This is a genomic window from Pantoea sp. SM3, from assembly GCF_000963995.1.
Lineage (GTDB): Bacteria > Pseudomonadota > Gammaproteobacteria > Enterobacterales > Enterobacteriaceae > Pantoea > Pantoea rwandensis_B.
This window is the reverse complement of the sequence record NZ_JZRD01000020.1, coordinates 1-15,130: the sequence shown is the minus strand read 5'-3', so window position 1 is coordinate 15,130 and position 15,130 is coordinate 1. Positions and strand designations below refer to the sequence as shown.

11 protein-coding genes are annotated in these 15,130 nt (G+C 53.6%); 1 reads left to right on the top strand and 10 read right to left on the bottom strand.

What is annotated here, in order from left to right:
- Positions 1–19: 19 nt before the first annotated feature.
- The 8 genes from VI01_RS13060 to ssuD all read right to left on the bottom strand — a co-directional run bounded on the left by VI01_RS13060 (position 20) and on the right by ssuD (position 9,494).
- On the bottom strand, positions 20–1,234 hold the full coding sequence (locus VI01_RS13060; protein ID WP_045815493.1) for an acyl-CoA dehydrogenase family protein: 1,215 nt from the start codon (positions 1,232–1,234) through the stop codon (positions 20–22).
- 2 nt (positions 1,235–1,236) lie between these two features.
- Complete coding sequence (locus VI01_RS13055) at positions 1,237–2,670, bottom strand: MFS transporter (RefSeq protein WP_045815492.1); 1,434 nt, start codon at positions 2,668–2,670, stop codon at positions 1,237–1,239.
- A 177-nt stretch (positions 2,671–2,847) separates the two neighbouring features.
- Complete coding sequence (locus VI01_RS13050) at positions 2,848–3,723, bottom strand: MetQ/NlpA family ABC transporter substrate-binding protein (RefSeq protein WP_045815491.1); 876 nt, start codon at positions 3,721–3,723, stop codon at positions 2,848–2,850.
- On the bottom strand, positions 3,720–4,418 hold the full coding sequence (locus VI01_RS13045) for a methionine ABC transporter permease (RefSeq protein WP_045815490.1): 699 nt from the start codon (positions 4,416–4,418) through the stop codon (positions 3,720–3,722). The genes VI01_RS13050 and VI01_RS13045 overlap by 4 nt, the downstream gene beginning before the upstream one ends.
- On the bottom strand, positions 4,415–5,434 hold the full coding sequence (locus VI01_RS13040; protein ID WP_045815489.1) for a methionine ABC transporter ATP-binding protein: 1,020 nt from the start codon (positions 5,432–5,434) through the stop codon (positions 4,415–4,417). The genes VI01_RS13045 and VI01_RS13040 overlap by 4 nt, the downstream gene beginning before the upstream one ends.
- Positions 5,431–6,825 (bottom strand): LLM class flavin-dependent oxidoreductase, encoded by a 1,395-nt coding sequence (locus tag VI01_RS13035; RefSeq protein WP_045815488.1) that lies wholly within the window; start codon positions 6,823–6,825, stop codon positions 5,431–5,433. The genes VI01_RS13040 and VI01_RS13035 overlap by 4 nt, the downstream gene beginning before the upstream one ends.
- A gap of 75 nt (positions 6,826–6,900) precedes the next feature.
- A complete protein-coding gene (locus VI01_RS13030; protein ID WP_045815487.1) occupies positions 6,901–8,307 on the bottom strand; it encodes an FAD/NAD(P)-binding protein in 1,407 nt (468 codons plus the stop codon).
- A 14-nt stretch (positions 8,308–8,321) separates the two neighbouring features.
- Positions 8,322–9,494 (bottom strand): FMNH2-dependent alkanesulfonate monooxygenase, encoded by a 1,173-nt coding sequence (gene ssuD, locus VI01_RS13025; protein ID WP_045815486.1) that lies wholly within the window; start codon positions 9,492–9,494, stop codon positions 8,322–8,324.
- A 276-nt stretch (positions 9,495–9,770) separates the two neighbouring features.
- Here ssuD and VI01_RS13020 point away from each other — a divergent pair, with 276 nt between their 5' ends.
- Positions 9,771–11,702 (top strand): sigma-54-dependent Fis family transcriptional regulator, encoded by a 1,932-nt coding sequence (locus tag VI01_RS13020; RefSeq protein ID WP_045815520.1) that lies wholly within the window; start codon positions 9,771–9,773, stop codon positions 11,700–11,702.
- Positions 11,703–12,150: 448 nt separating this feature from the next.
- On the opposite strand, the gene VI01_RS13015 is transcribed toward VI01_RS13020, so the two are convergent.
- Both VI01_RS13015 and VI01_RS13010 read right to left on the bottom strand, forming a co-directional pair.
- Complete coding sequence (locus VI01_RS13015) at positions 12,151–13,122, bottom strand: ParB family protein (RefSeq protein WP_045815485.1); 972 nt, start codon at positions 13,120–13,122, stop codon at positions 12,151–12,153.
- A 7-nt stretch (positions 13,123–13,129) separates the two neighbouring features.
- The gene (locus VI01_RS13010; protein ID WP_045815484.1) at positions 13,130–14,329 is read right to left on the bottom strand and encodes an AAA family ATPase; all 1,200 of its coding nucleotides are present in this window, start codon (positions 14,327–14,329) and stop codon (positions 13,130–13,132) included.
- Positions 14,330–15,130: the final 801 nt, after the last annotated feature.

The following is a 15,130-nucleotide window of genomic DNA, read 5'->3' as shown; positions in this document are numbered from 1 at the left end:
CCGCCCGGCTTGAAATGTTTTACCCTTCCCCGCGCCCAATTTGCCAAATCCCCGTCGGCGACGTGCCGTTAACCTTCCAGCCGCCGATATCACGTGCTTTATAAATCACAGGATTGTGTGACGAGACGGTACGCGCATTACGCCAGTGGCGGTCCAGCGCTTTGCTGATACGCGTATCCGACGCGCCAAGCGCGTTAAACAGCTCGGTGGCGGCGCGCGGAACCAGTTCACTGGCGATGACTTGTGCCTGCCCTGCTTCGGCTTCCGCTAATGCGTTGACCTCAACCCGTCTCGCTTCATCGCTGCTCACATGGGCTTCATAGGCTGATTGCAGTGAATGTGCTGCACGGATTACTGTGGCTTCGACCGCAAACGCCAGGCTGGTGATCTCACCGATCACCTGGAGTACCTGTACATCCTCGCGTGAAGTCGAACCATTGCTGTGACTATAAATACGATTTCGTGCAGCCACCGCTTTCGCGCCGTCACGTGCCACCGCCCGTCCAATACCGGCCAACGTAGCCAACAGCACATGTTGATAGAATGCTGTTTGATAGCGGAAACGCGTGGCGAAATCGAAGACGTGTTCCTGCTCGACGTGCGCATTTTCAAAGCGTGTGGTGCCGCTGCCGGTTAAACGTTGGCCAAAACCATCCCAATCGTCATCACGCGTTACACCAGGTTGGTGAGTGCTTACCAGAGCGATGACATCGCCCTGATTGTCGTTGCGTCGTGCATACACATCAATCCAGTCGGCGAACAATGTGCCCGTGCTGTAAAACTTCTCACCGCTGAGCGTCCAGCCATTTGCGGCTGGCGTGACACGAGTAATCACATCGCCGAGTTTTACCACGCCAATTTCAGTCCAGCCGCTGCCCACCAGCTCGCCGTCGATAAAGCGGCGGAACCAGCGATCGCGTTCAGCGCTAGTGGGCTGGTTCAGGCGGTCTTCGACAAATGCGAAGTGCGCACGTAATGCCTGCGGCAGATTGGAATCCGCTTCCGCCAGTTCGGTGAGCAATTGGAACAGCTGTGGCAGCGATGCGCCCCACCCGCCCTGCTCTTTCGGGATGCGTACCGTACCGAAGCCCGCCTCTTTTAACCAGGTTATTGCTTCATGGGGCAAGGTGCGGCTGCGTTCGCGCTCCACCGCGCCTTCAGCAATACGATCAAAGAGTGGACGGAAATGCGCAGCCAGCGCAGCGTAATCGGTGCCTGTAGAAAGTTGGCTCATAATCACTCCTGATGAGAAAGATCGTCGATGTCGTGTCGCGTCGGTTCGTGGCGAACCGCGAGCAGGAAAAAGATCGGGATGATGGCAGCAAGCGACACCACCCAGAACATGTTGGTGCCCAGCGCCGCCTGCAGAATCGGCAGAATAAACAGCGCCAGTGCGCTGCCAATCCCTGACAGCGCACGACTGAAGCCCACGCCAGTCGCGCGAATGGACGTCGGATAAGAGAGCGCCGGATAGACCATCAGCTGCGCACCCGGGCCAAAGCCTTCAGCAAACAACCACAAGCCCAGCATCAGCACCGCAAACACAATCCCCGCGATCGCTTCAGGGTGCCCAATCAATGCCAACGCAATCAGTGCGAAGAACTGCAGTGCAAATCCGGCGATTGCTACATGGCGAGACGGATATTTCCAGGCCAGACGCATGCCCAGCAGACCGCCGGTGAAAGCAAACAGCGCGTTCAGGCCGAGCGATGCAGAGATAGTTTCAAACACGCCTGCACCAAGAAACTGCGCAAGAATCGAAGGCAGGAAGAAGGCGATTGCGGTGTACTCAAACGAAATGCAGATGTTCATTACGCCTGCCACGATGGTGCGTTCACGCCAGGGTTTCTGGAACAGCACGCGAAAACTGACTTTGGGTGCCGCTTCTGCTGGTGGCGCTTCGGGTTCGGCCTCGTGAGCATGGATGCCGTACGAGTCACGAAGAATGCGCACCGCGGATTTCAGGTCGCCCTGGTTGGCTGCCCACAGCGGTGATTCGTTCATAAACTTGCTGCGTACTGCGATGATCAGCAATGCAGGAACAGCCCCGAACAACAGTGATGCGCGCCACAACCAGTCAAGATGCTCTTTTGGGAGCAGGAAGTAGAGCGCGAAGATCAGCACGAAGCACACCGTGGACGCGGCATACCACATCGGGCACCAGGCGGCGAGTCGCGCGGCTTTGTTGCCTTTGCCTGCGAATTTAGAGAATTCCGCCAGGTAGGACATCGCCACGGGTAAATCGATACCCACGCCAATCCCCATCAGGAAACGTGCGCCAATCAGTACCCAGACATTGGGCGCTAATCCCGCTGCGATGGCGGAGACCACGAAGAACAGCATATCGGCCATAAACACCGAGTAACGGCCATATTTATCGGTGAGCCAGCCACCAATCAGGTTCCCGACAATGGTGCCGACCATGATTGAGGACGTCACCAATCCGGTAAGAAGAGGAGAAAGCTGGAATTCGCGTACCACATCGTCAATCCCATAAGAGAGCGTGGTGAGATCGTAGGCATCGAGGTAGACGCCGCCGAGCGCGAGGAACACAATCATGCGCGCATAATTGTTTTTGTCACTGCGGGTGTTGATCAGCCTTGCCACATCGCTGACCGAACGAACCGGCTCAGACGCCGGTAAGGTGTTTTCGAAAGAAACGGAACTCATAATGCCTCACGTTGTTTTTTAGTTGTGCAGGTGAGGTTGTTATAAGCGCTTACCTATCAGGTCCAAAGCAACAAATAGTGATATTTAATTGTTATAAAACAATGATATAAATCAAAACACAAACACAAAAGCCCGAACACGCATCGCGTGTCCGGGTAAGGCTGTTTAACGTCAGGATTAATCAGCAGAGACCGGCACTAATACGCCTTTTACTAAGGGATCATCGGTGGTTTTCAGCCACTGCTGGACGCGAGGATCGGAAAACGCCTGCTTGAGTTTCACAATGTTTTCCTGCTCCAGGTACGGCGTCCCAATCACCAACTGCGAAGCAAAAGTACGCGGCGCCGGTGGGAACAGAATGCCTTTATCACGCGGCACTTTTCCGGCATCAAACTGAGAAACATAGCCAATCGCCGCGTCCACCGAATTTAATGCGCGTGGCATGGTCAGCAAATCGAGTTCTTTGAAGACGAAGCCATGCGGATTACCGACAATGTTTTTTAATTTGGCGGTACGTGGTTCAACGTTAGGATCGAGTGTGATCAAACCCTGACGTGCCAACAGCCACAGGGCCTGGCCCTGGTTGGCGCCATCATCTGGCACCACAATGGTGGCGCCCTGCGGCAGGTCAGCGATTGATTGATAACGATCCGAGTAGACACCAAACGCCCACTGGAACAGCGGCAGCGCCGAAGTGAGTTTGAAGCCATTGGCATCCACTACCTGTTTCAACCACCACTGGTGCTGATAGACGGTTGCCGCATATTGCCCTTGTGCCACGGCGCGGTCCGCCTGCACCGGATCCTGCACGCCCACCGCTTCCAGCTTCAGGCCATAATCCGGCGCAATGTGCTCGCCAACATACTCAATCAACTTCTGTTCTCCCGCCATTGCCGGTTCAAAGTGGATTTGTAGCGTGGAGCCAAACACTACCGCTTGCGGTTGCTGACTGCGCCAGAACCAGGCGGCAGCGGCCAATACAATGACCACTATGATCAGTAGCAGCCACGGCCAGCGGCGCGTCTTACGTAACTCAAATTCTTGTGTTGTCATCGTGATATCCCCTGAGGATGGCGTAAAACAGCGACTAAACGGTCGCCGATAAATTGAATGGTTTGTATCAAAGCGATCAGCACCACGATGGTGGCGATCATGATGTGGTTGTCGAAGCGCTGATAGCCGTACACCACGGCTAAATAACCGATACCGCCCGCGCCGATGGTGCCAGCGATGGCGGAGTACTCAATCATGGAAATCAGGTTGAGGGTAATGGCGGCAACAACAGCAGGTAAGGCCTCACTCAGCTGCGCCGAACGGATGATTTGCCAGCGCGACCCCCCGCACACCAAACCCACCGACGTCACTTCGCCTGGCAGTTCACGCAGCGCGTTATCCACCAGGCGGCCAAAGAACGGAATACCAGCCGCAATCATCGGGACGACGGCAGCAGGGATGCCGATGGTGGTGCCGGTAAGCCAGAAAGTGAACGGGATAATCGCAGCCATTAACACCAGAAATGGCAACGAGCGCCCCATATTCACGATCCAGCTCAGCACCCGATGAATGCCGCGATGAGGAAATAACCCCTGCACTGAGGTGTTGAATAGCACCACGCCAACGATACCGCCGAACGTCACCACGAACAGCATCACAATGCCGACCATCAGTGCCGTTTCGGCCATGGCGGGCAACATCAACGCCGGGATCTCCAGCCAGGGCGTATCCTGACTTATCACGGAAATGCTCATACTGCCTCCCGCAACTGATGAACGCTGCCCGAGACGCTGGCGACTAATCCAAACTGTTCGAGTTGCGCCAGTAATCGCGCCAGTGGCACGCGTTCTTGCTGGAAGTGGATGCCTACCTGCAAGCGTCCGGCCTGAATGCCGTTCACCTGCTCAACGTGCGCGCCGAGCAGATCGATACGCAGATTGAATTGCACACTCAGACGCGAAATCCAGTCGCTGATGACCGGGACATCTGTGCGATAACTCAGTTGCAGGATTAATTCCGCCACGCCAGGTTGTGCCACCAGTGGAAATAAGCGTTGGGCCAGGGAGGAATCAGGCTGTGCGAGTAACTGCTTCACCACGCCATACTGCACAATCTGCCCATCGCGAATTTCGGCAACCGCATCCGCCGCCTGACGCACGGCATCCATCTCGTGGGTGATCAGCACAATCGCCAGCTTGTAGTCGTCACGCAGTTTTTTCAGCAAGTCCAGCACAGCAACCGTGGCTTCAGGATCCAGTCCTGACGTCGCCTCGTCGGCCAGCAGCACGGAAGGGCGAAGCGCCAGCGCACGAGCGATGCCAATACGCTGACGCTGGCCCCCCGATAGCTGACCGGGAAACGCTTTGGCTTTATGGCTCAGACCTACACTCTCCAGCAACTCACCCACGCGTGCGGAAATCTCCCGTTCGACCACGCCGAGATAACGCAATGGCAGCGCGATATTTTCCCAGGCGCTTTTGCGCTGCAGTAGGGCAGAAGATTGAAAAACGGTGCCAATCGAACGGCGCGCGCGTCGCAGTGCTTCGCCATTCAGCCGCGAGAGATCGCTGCCATTGACGCGAATGCTGCCCGCGCTGGGCTGCTCCAATAAACTGATGCACTTCGCCAGCGTGGATTTTCCCGCGCCGCTGGGCCCAACGACAGCGGTGATGTTGGCCTGCGGTACCTGCAAGTTGATGGCTTTCAGCACCTCGGTGACGCGCCCATCCGCGGTGCGGTAATGCTTACTCAACTGGTCAATTTCAATCATATGACCTCCGGCAGTACCGAATGCTTCACTCGATAGCCCACGCCGGGATGCGGCGCGGTTAACTGTGGTCCGGCGTTAAACAGCTTCTCGCGCAGCGTACCTTCCGCATACGCCTTCTTGTAAACACCGCGCTTTTGCAGCTCAGGAATCAGCAGTTCAACCACATCTTCAAAGGTTTCATGCGTCAACGCGTAGGCGAGGTTGAAGCCATCAACGTCGGTGTCTTCCACCCAACTTTGCAATTCGTCGGCGACGGTTTCTGCACTGCCGACTATCAACGGGCCAAACCCGCCAATGCCAACCCAATCCGCCAGCGCTTTTACCGTCCATTGGCGATCAGGGTCGGCAGTGGAGAACGTTTCGACTGCCGATTGGATGGCATTGGTGTGAAGGTACTTCAGCACCTGGTCCGGTTGATATTGACCGAAGTCGATACCGGTCCAGCCGGATACCAGCGCAAGTGCACCCTCGTAGCTGACATAGTTTTGATATTCCTTCCACTTCGCCTGCGCGGCAGCATCGGTCTCCCCGACGATCACTGTTTGCAGATTAAAAATCAGGATGCGGCGAGGATCGCGGCCTGCTTCTTCTGCACGGCGACGAATGTCCGCCACGGTTTTCTTCAGCAAAACTTTCGACGGCGCTGCAACAAACACGCACTCCGCATGCTCAGCGGCAAACTGTTTGCCACGGCTCGATGCCCCCGCCTGGTACAACACGGGCGTGCGCTGCGGCGACGGCTCACACAGGTGAATGCCCGGCACATTGAAGAAGGTGCCCTGATGATTGATCGGATGGATTTTGCGGGGATCGCTGAAGATGCGTCGTTCACGATCGCGTACTACCGCATCCTGTTCCCAGCTACCTTCCAGAAGCTTGTAGACCACCTGCAAATATTCATCGGCGTAGTCATAGCGACTGTCGTGATCGCTCTGCGCCTGATGGCCAATATTGCGCGCCCCACTCTCCAGGTAAGAGGTCACAATATTCCAGCCGATACGCCCTTTGGTCAGGTGATCGAGCGTCGATAAACGGCGCGCAAAAGGATAAGGATGTTCAAACGACAGCGATGCAGTGAGGCCAAAGCCGAGATGCTCGGTCACCAGCGCCATCGGCGTAATCAAGGCCAGCGGGTCATTAACTGGCACTTGCGTTGCCTGACGAATCGCGGCATCGCCGTTCCCGTTCAGCACATCGTAAATGCCCAACACATCGGCGATAAACAAACCGTCGAATTTGCCTCGCTCCAGCAATCGCGCCAAATCGACCCAGTACTCCAGATCCTTGTATTGCCAGGAGCGGTCGCGCGGGTGCGCCCACAGGCCCGGTGATTGATGTCCGACACAGTTCATATCAAAAGCATTCAGGCGAATTTCACGTTGCGATGGCATAGCAATCTCCATAGCGAGGCCGTGATCGTGCGACGACCCGGCGTTCGTTAGTGTGTTTTTAGGATGTTTGAGAGATTAAGAAACGTAAGGGGGACATCGCTCATCTTGAGCGATGTGAAGATCTTCGAGAATTTGCTGAGCAACGGCAGCGGCGTGATCGGCAACCTGCGGCAGGCCCATCAACTCGCCGAAACGCGCGCGGGCGGCGGGGCCGACCACGAACAGGCGGGCATTGGGCAGGCCTTGTTGATTCAGTGCGTGTGTCTGCGTATCAACGTCGAGGCCAAAGCCAAGCTGATCACCGCGAATCAGGCCTTGGTCACTCAGTGAACGGAGCAGCGGCTGGCTTTGTGTCAGCGCATCATGCCCCGGTCCCGTGGTGACGATCAGATGATCGAGCAAGCGCGTTTCAACTTCACCGTTGCGCGTGTGCAGAGTGATTGCCAGCTGGTTGCCCTGCGCCGTAATGGCCTGCAGTCTGGCTGCCAGCACCTGCAAACTCCCCTGCTGCTGTCGTCGGATGATTTCCGCTGATACCTGCGGCGCGATACGATAACGATGTACATCCCACCACGAGCGCAGATGGCGCACAAAGCGCTTTTGCTCGTGCAGCGGTAAGGTTTGCCAGATGGTTTGGCCCTGTGCGCGTACCTCATCCAGCACGCGCTGCCAGGGTAATTGCTGCCGTGCGGCACGATCAACCTCATCCCTGATGTGATGCAGCCATAGACGCACGCCAGGGACGTTCTGAGGCGCTAACGTCCATTCAGGCCACTCACCCTGCAGATTAGCGCGTGAGAGCTGCCCACGGCGCGAGAAGGCGGTTAATGGGCCTTGATGGTGCCGAGTGCCTAATGAGGCAACCACATCTGCCATACTCAGGCCCGTTCCGATAATGGCCACGGCGGCGTCAGGGTTTATCGCATCCAGCACGCCGGCTTGCCACGGATTGGCAATCAGCGCTGGGTGCTGAGCAAAGGGTTGCAGCGAGCGAGGCAATGAGGGCGGCGGATGGCTGATCGCTAATGCCAGTAGATCGCCTTGTAACATCTCGCCATTGCTGAGTAACAGCTGTTGCCCTTCCCAGGCCACGGCACTGGCCTGCATGTGCCGAAGTTCGATCTGTGGATACCGTTTTGCAGCGAGAGCAAACTGTTCGGCCAGATAGCGTCCAAACATCGCGCGCTGCGGATAGACTGAGCCGTCATCGCAATGGGCTACTGAATCCAGTGAACACTCAGGCTGCTGACGATACCAGCGATCAAAGGCGCCCTGCTCATCGCCGCTGAGCTGCATGCGTGACGCCGGGACGTTGATGCGATGCGCCGGTTCCTGCGTGGAGTATGCCACACCACCGCCGAGCTGCTCACGCGGTTCGACCACTGTAATCAGTAATGGAGAGGACGATTGGCGCGCGAGATGAATCGCCAGCGCAGTTCCGCTGAACCCGCCACCGGTGATGATGATGTGAGATCGAGCCATCGTCTTCTCCTGCATTAGCTGGCGCTCGTCTGTTTCGAAGGACGCTTATCGCCACCAATGGTTTCGCCAAACGGCCCGGTGTTAATGGTGCGCGCGCGCTGTTGCTGGCCATTTGCCAGCGGTAACAGTGGCAGCAGTAATTCTGCCACACGATGCGCCTCTTCCAGATGCGGATATCCCGACAGGATGAAGTTGGTCACACCCAGCGCCTGATATTCCCGTATGCGTTCGGCAACTTGTTCAGGACTGCCCACCAGGGCCGTTCCTGCTCCGCCACGTACCAGACCGACGCCTGCCCATAAGTTTGGTGCGATGTAGAGATTATCGCGCGAGCCTTTGTGCAGCGCGCTCATCCGCGCCTGACCTGCCGAATCCATACGCGCAAAAATCTTCTGCGCCTGCGCGATGGTGTCTTCATCCAAATGGCCGATCAATTTCTCTGCTGCCGCTTTCGCTTCCTGTTCCGTTTCACGCACGATGACATGCAGACGGATGCCGTATTCCAGTTTGCGCCCGCGCGCTTTTGCACGTTCACGGACGACTGCCAGCTTTTCTGCGACCTGCTCAGGGGGTTCACCCCATGTCAGATAGGTATCGATTTGCTCAGCAGCGACATCAATTGCGGCCTCCGACGAACCGCCAAAATAGAGTGGTGGGCCATTTTCCTGCACCGGCGGGAACAACACCTCCGCGCCTTCAACGTGAATATGCTGCCCTTCATAGTCAACCTTCTCTCCACGCATTAAACGGCTATACACGTCGAGAAACTCTTTGGTGACTTCATAGCGTTCACTGTGATTGAGAAAGATGCCGTCGCCTTTATTTTCAACCGGGTCACCGCCGGTCACCACGTTAATCAGCAAACGTCCTTCAGAGAGGCGGTCTAAGGTGGTAGCCATACGCGCGGCTAATGTCGGCGGCTGTAATCCTGGACGCACGGCAACCAGGTAACGCAGTCTTTTGGTGATGGGTGCCAGTGCAGAAGCAACCAGCCATGAATCTTCGCAACTTTTGCCGGTGGGAATCAGCACACCGTAGTAACCGAGATTGTCGGCAGCCAATGCCACTTGCTGTAGGTACGCTAAATCGACCGGGCGCCCACCTTCCGTGGTGCCGAGATAGCGACCGTCACCGTGCGTCGGGAGAAACCAGAAGACATTGATGTTCTTATTTGCGGATTCGGCCATTATGCTTTTCCTATATAACTTTATTTAAAAATGGTCATTTCGGGCTGCTTTTTTAGTTATATAGCTGTTAGCGAAAAACGTGCCAGCTTTCCCGCTATTGATAATCACGGTTTTTCAGCAGGTTAGATATTTAGCGTCATTTCTGCTTGTTGCATCGGCAACTTGCTACCCACAGCTATTGCTGCATATGCAACTGCTTATGCTTTTTTCCTGCTATTCACAGTGAATAGCAACGTTTAGCGTGTACTGATTCTCCCCCGCGGAAATCAATCAATGCTGACCAACTATAGCAATTACGCTGACTCACCACGTTTAGTCGACCCGGCTTCACTTGCGTTTCAATCACTGCTCGACAAATTCGCCCCTACGGATGCCACTGTACTGATTGTCGGCGAAACCGGGACGGGAAAAGAGGTGGTCGCACGTTATCTCCATCATCATAGCCAACGCCGCCATGGCCCCTTTCTCGCCGTTAACTGCGGTGCTTTAACCGAAAGTCTTGCCGAAGCAGAACTCTTTGGTCATGAGAAAGGGGCATTTACCGGCGCGACCCAGGCGCATCCCGGCTGGTTTGAATCTGCGCAGGGCGGCACCCTGCTGCTGGATGAGATTGGAGAGCTGAGTCTGTCGCTACAGGTCAAGTTGCTACGCGTGCTGCAGGAGCGCGAGATTACGCGCGTGGGCTCGCGCAAGCCGATCAAAGTGGATGTGCGTGTCATTGCTGCCACCCACGTAGATTTGGCACAGGCGATACGTGAACGTCAATTCAGGGAAGACCTTTACTATCGCCTTAACATTGCCGTCGTGCCGCTGCCTCCGTTGCGGCATCGTCGGGATGATATCCCGCTACTGGCGCAGCATTTCCTTTCGCTGTATGCACGTCGTTTAGGTCGACCGGTGCGTCGTTTGTCACCGGATGCTTTGGAAGTGCTGCTGGAGTACAGCTGGCCGGGCAATATTCGCGAACTGGAAAATACGCTTCACAACGCAGTGCTTCTGAGTCGGGAGGAGACGCTAACGCCAACCCATTTGCGGCTGACGAGATACAGTGAACAGGGCTTTAGCCACGCAGAAGAATCAACGCTTGATAACTTCCTGCGTCAACAACTCTCCACTAAGCCCAATCAGCTGTTTGATCGCGTCATCGCTAGCCTGATTACTCACGCGCTGGAATTCACCGAACACAATCAGACACAGGCCGCTGCGCTACTTGGCATCAGCCGCCACACGCTGCGTACCCATCTTGCTCATCAGGGAATGATAAAAGGACGGCGTAAGACGACAAGTCACGTTGCAACTGCCTCTGTTAATGAGCCTAATCAGGAGCGTGAGTTACGTATCGGCTATCAGAAATTCGGGAATCTTGGTGTATTAAAGGCGCGTCAAAGTCTTGAGCAGTGCTTTGCAAAGAAGGGGGTTAACGTGTTGTGGAGTGAATTTCCTGCCGGGCCTCAACTGCTTTATGCCTTACAAAATAACGAGATCGATTTCGGTACAACCGGCGAGGTGCCGCCTATTTTCGCCCAGGCGAATGGCAATGCCGTGACCTACATAGCCTGGGAACCTCCTGCGCCCAGCAGCGTGGGGATTATTGTCCCGAACAATAGCGATATTCGGAGTATTGCTGATTTACGTGGGAAACGTATTTCGGTCAATAAAGGTTCTAATGTGCACTGGTTACTGCTGCAGCTGCTGGAAGAAGCAGGTATCGCCCTTGATGAACTCAAAGTGGTATATGCACCGCCAAAATATCCTCTGACGGCAAGTGACTATCTGGCGGTCGATGCATGGATGATGTGGGATCCCTTACTCAGTGCGGCAGAGAGCAATCCTGAATTGCGCGTACTGGCCAACGGTGAAGGGCGTGTGCGCAACCATCAATTTTATCTGGCACGTCGCGATTATGTGGAAAAACATCATGACGTGGCCCAGCAGCTGGTGGTGAGTTTACAGCAGACCGGCATTTTTATTGATAATCATCGGCAGGAAGCTGCTGGTCTGCTTGCGCAGGAATTGGGTCTTGACCTTTTGGCTGTTGAAAGAGCTTTAACACGACGCAGTCATAAAACCCGTTCAATGGCATTTGAAGTGATTAAAGAGCAACAAATCATCGCCGATCGTTTCTATGCATTAGGTCTGATAAACAAGCCTGTTCGCGTTCGGGAAGCGGTTTGGCAGTCGCCCAGCGGTTTGTCACTTACAGCCTAATGACTCGAATAAAGTTATCCACCTTTTCTGTGGATAAATCATTGAATATCATCTGGCTAAACCGGGTTAGTTACATCGATGCAGCGCTGAAATTTGCTGAAATGCTGGCGATTTCAGCCTGAAATTAATTTGAAAAACACTTTTAATTCAATTAATTATCCGTGAAATCCTGATGGCGAATGAAGAAAATTTCAGGGCATCCGCAATCTTATTTCCTTCCCTGGGTAGCCTTTGTTGATTTCCTATCCAGCTGGTTATTTTGCCTTCACCTTAGATTCACTAAACTCTACAGCGCAAGAATTTTACGCATATATACGGTGAAAAAGTTGGCGATTTCAGCCTGAAATTTCTACATAGGTTAGATATTTTTCATACAGTTAGCGATGAAATAGCACTGGCGAAAAGCTGAAATTCAGGCAAAAAAAAACCGCCCGAAGGCGGCATTTCGCTACTGATTGAGATATTTATTGAGTGTCTCGTTTATCACCCGATCCAACTCATCTTGCAATTCTTTCGACTGGCGATTGAATTCGTAGCTGAACATGCGGCCGCGTGTCTTCTTGCGGGCATAGCGATCTTTATCAGCAAACGTCCAGAGTGGAGTAGCAACCGCTTTGTCCTTTGCTGGCGACTGGATCAGCGTTTGGCTACCATTACGCACCAGACGCAGAATCCCATTTTTTACTTCATCTTCAGCCAGACCATCACGTGCGCAGACCGTATCAACATCCATGCCAATGGTATCAATTAACGCTTCGACCGACTGACCAATCTCCTGAAGCTTCTCATACGCCTGCAGCAGCGTTTTGTAATCCGGGTAGGTTAACTCGGAATGATTTGGGAACAGGGTAACCAACTCTAGTGGTACGCTCGCGGCCTGCAGCGCACGCGTAACTTTTGCCTGCGAAAGACCTTCGCTTTGAGCAATCTCTTTCTGTGACAGGCCACTCTCTTTTAATGACAGCAGGCGCATCCCCACTTCACGCAGGTTATGTTCGCGTGCGGTTTGAATATCCTGCGCCAGACGACGTGCTTCATCTGCCGTGATGGCAACCTCAGTGACCAGCACATCCAGCCCGGTTTTGCAGTGCAGAGCAGCGGCACGGCGGCGGGAACCATCCAAAATTTCGATGCGGTCGCCACGCTTCACACCAATAGCAGGGAAGAACTGCTGTAATTTAATGGTGCGGATAATGTCGCGCAGCGATTCAGGCGTCAGGCCTGACTGATCGCGACCGTTAGTCTCCATTACCACATAGGTTTTTTCTTCAATTTCCTTCGCCGAAATGTGTTCAAGCGTGAACAGGGCACGTTTACCGGTCGAAAGGATAAAGGTTTGAGAATGTCCATCTGAGGCATCCTCAGTCTGCAAAGGTGTCTGGCTGAAGGTACGGCCAATCGTGATTCGTTTTGCGCTCATAGTAACCTCAGTTCAGGCGAATAAATTCAATGCGGTCAAATACGGCTTTAGCGAAATCTTCCGCTGCCGAACGCGCATTCTTCAAGGCTTCGGTGCTGCCCACATAGGTCGATGGGTTCGCAGAGATCACCGTATCAAACGACTCACCACAACGCTCAAAACCGTCCAGACGTGGTAAAGCAGCATCCAGCATGTCGCCACCAAAGATCTCTTTCGCCAGGCTGTGACACAGCTTGTGGTCCGCTTTATTCGATAGCTTGGACATAAAGCCGATGTTGCCTTGCAAGCGGCAGGATGCGCCTGATTCCTCGATAATGCCAATCAGTTCCGGCAGGCGCGTCAGATACTTCAACGTCGAGTGGAAATCAACTTGTGCAGGTGGAACTGGCGTCATCAGTAAATCAGATGCGGCGATGGCATTCTTTAAGAAGGCATCCAAATGTGGGCCACTGTCAATAAAGATGAAGTCATAGTCTTTCTTCAATTTTGCTACGACGTTGTCATACAGAACCGCATGCACATTCTGCGTAGGCAGATGCTCAGCACACAGTTCTTCCCAACGTGATGCAATAAAGGCGTCGTCAATGGAGGCCGGTAGTACGTCTACACCTGGAATGATCGATGGCACGATGAATTCGTTAAGCAACTCATCGCGGCCCACGTTTTGCAGCATCGCTTGCGCAGCTGTGGCTTCCACCAGTCCGACCGAACGCTCATGATTGAGGAACATGGTGGCAGAGGATTGCGGATCGAGGTCGATAACCAGAATGCGCAGGTCTTCATACAACAGATGCGGGTGCGCACGCAGCGCATGGGCCAGTGAGACCGTTGAGACAGTTTTCGATACGCCACCTTTGAGATTACCAACAAACAGCGTGAATGCCTCTGCGTGACGATCGCGATACTTTGGCACACCACGGTGATGGTAGATATCAATGATGTTTTGGATGGACATTGCGTATTTGGTAGAGCTGCCCGCCGCACGTTTATCGAATGGATAGCCGTTCTCTTCCATTTCATTTACAGCGTAATCAACGCTCGCACGCGTTAATTTAGGGAGTTTGGCTAACGCCGCTTTGGCGTAAACCTGATAAAAAGTGTTTTCCTGCAACTCTTCTTTCTGCGCCTGAATCTGTTCCGTCAGGCTCATTAGCATTTTTTCTGAACGTTGTGCGACTTTCAGAACTTGCTTCTCATCGTTAGCCATACTTGCTCCACACATGTAGGATTTATGACTTTATACCGAAATCCTGCACATGAGGCAAATCTATCTCATCTAATGCGAAACATTTAGCGCTGAGAAAATACCTTGAGTAAGAGAGTGTTAGTCCAACATTCACTGTAATCAGCGGAGATGTTTTAATCAGCGCGGAATAATGGATGAAAGTGTGAGCAACGCCGCATTCGCGAATTTGCTCCAGCATTCACTGTAATCAGTAATTTGATCGTCCGTTGCACAAGATTTGCGGGCAGGGTGTTACGGCTGAAATCACAGTCTGCATTCACTATATTCTGCATAACATTCACTGTGATCAGCAAACATTCACTGTAAGTGGCAATAGGTTCACTGTAATCAGTAAACATCTGCGCTACGTTCACTGTAATCAGTAATATTGATTTTTCACGCTGAGCCGTTGAAAGCCTGGTTTCCCCATGACGAAATCGGCTGTGGACGTTTTCGGTAGGTGGAGACACCACAGTCCCAACATAAGCATTCACTATAATCAGTAGACTGCATGTAGAGAGCATTAATTTGGCCCAGTGTTCACTGTAATCAGTAATCGACAGCTCGTATGGCTAGCTGGCATTCACTGTAATCAGCAATTTGTCTAAGCCACATTCAAACGTTCACTGTAATCAGTAACCCAAATCGCTCTCTCAGCGGAGCGTTCACTATAATCAGCAATTTTGTCTTAAATGGACTCGCCATAATCGGCCGAAAGGGAAGGGCATAAGTGAGAACGTTCACTGTAATCAGTAAAGAAGTCAGGAGTCAGGAGTCAGGAGT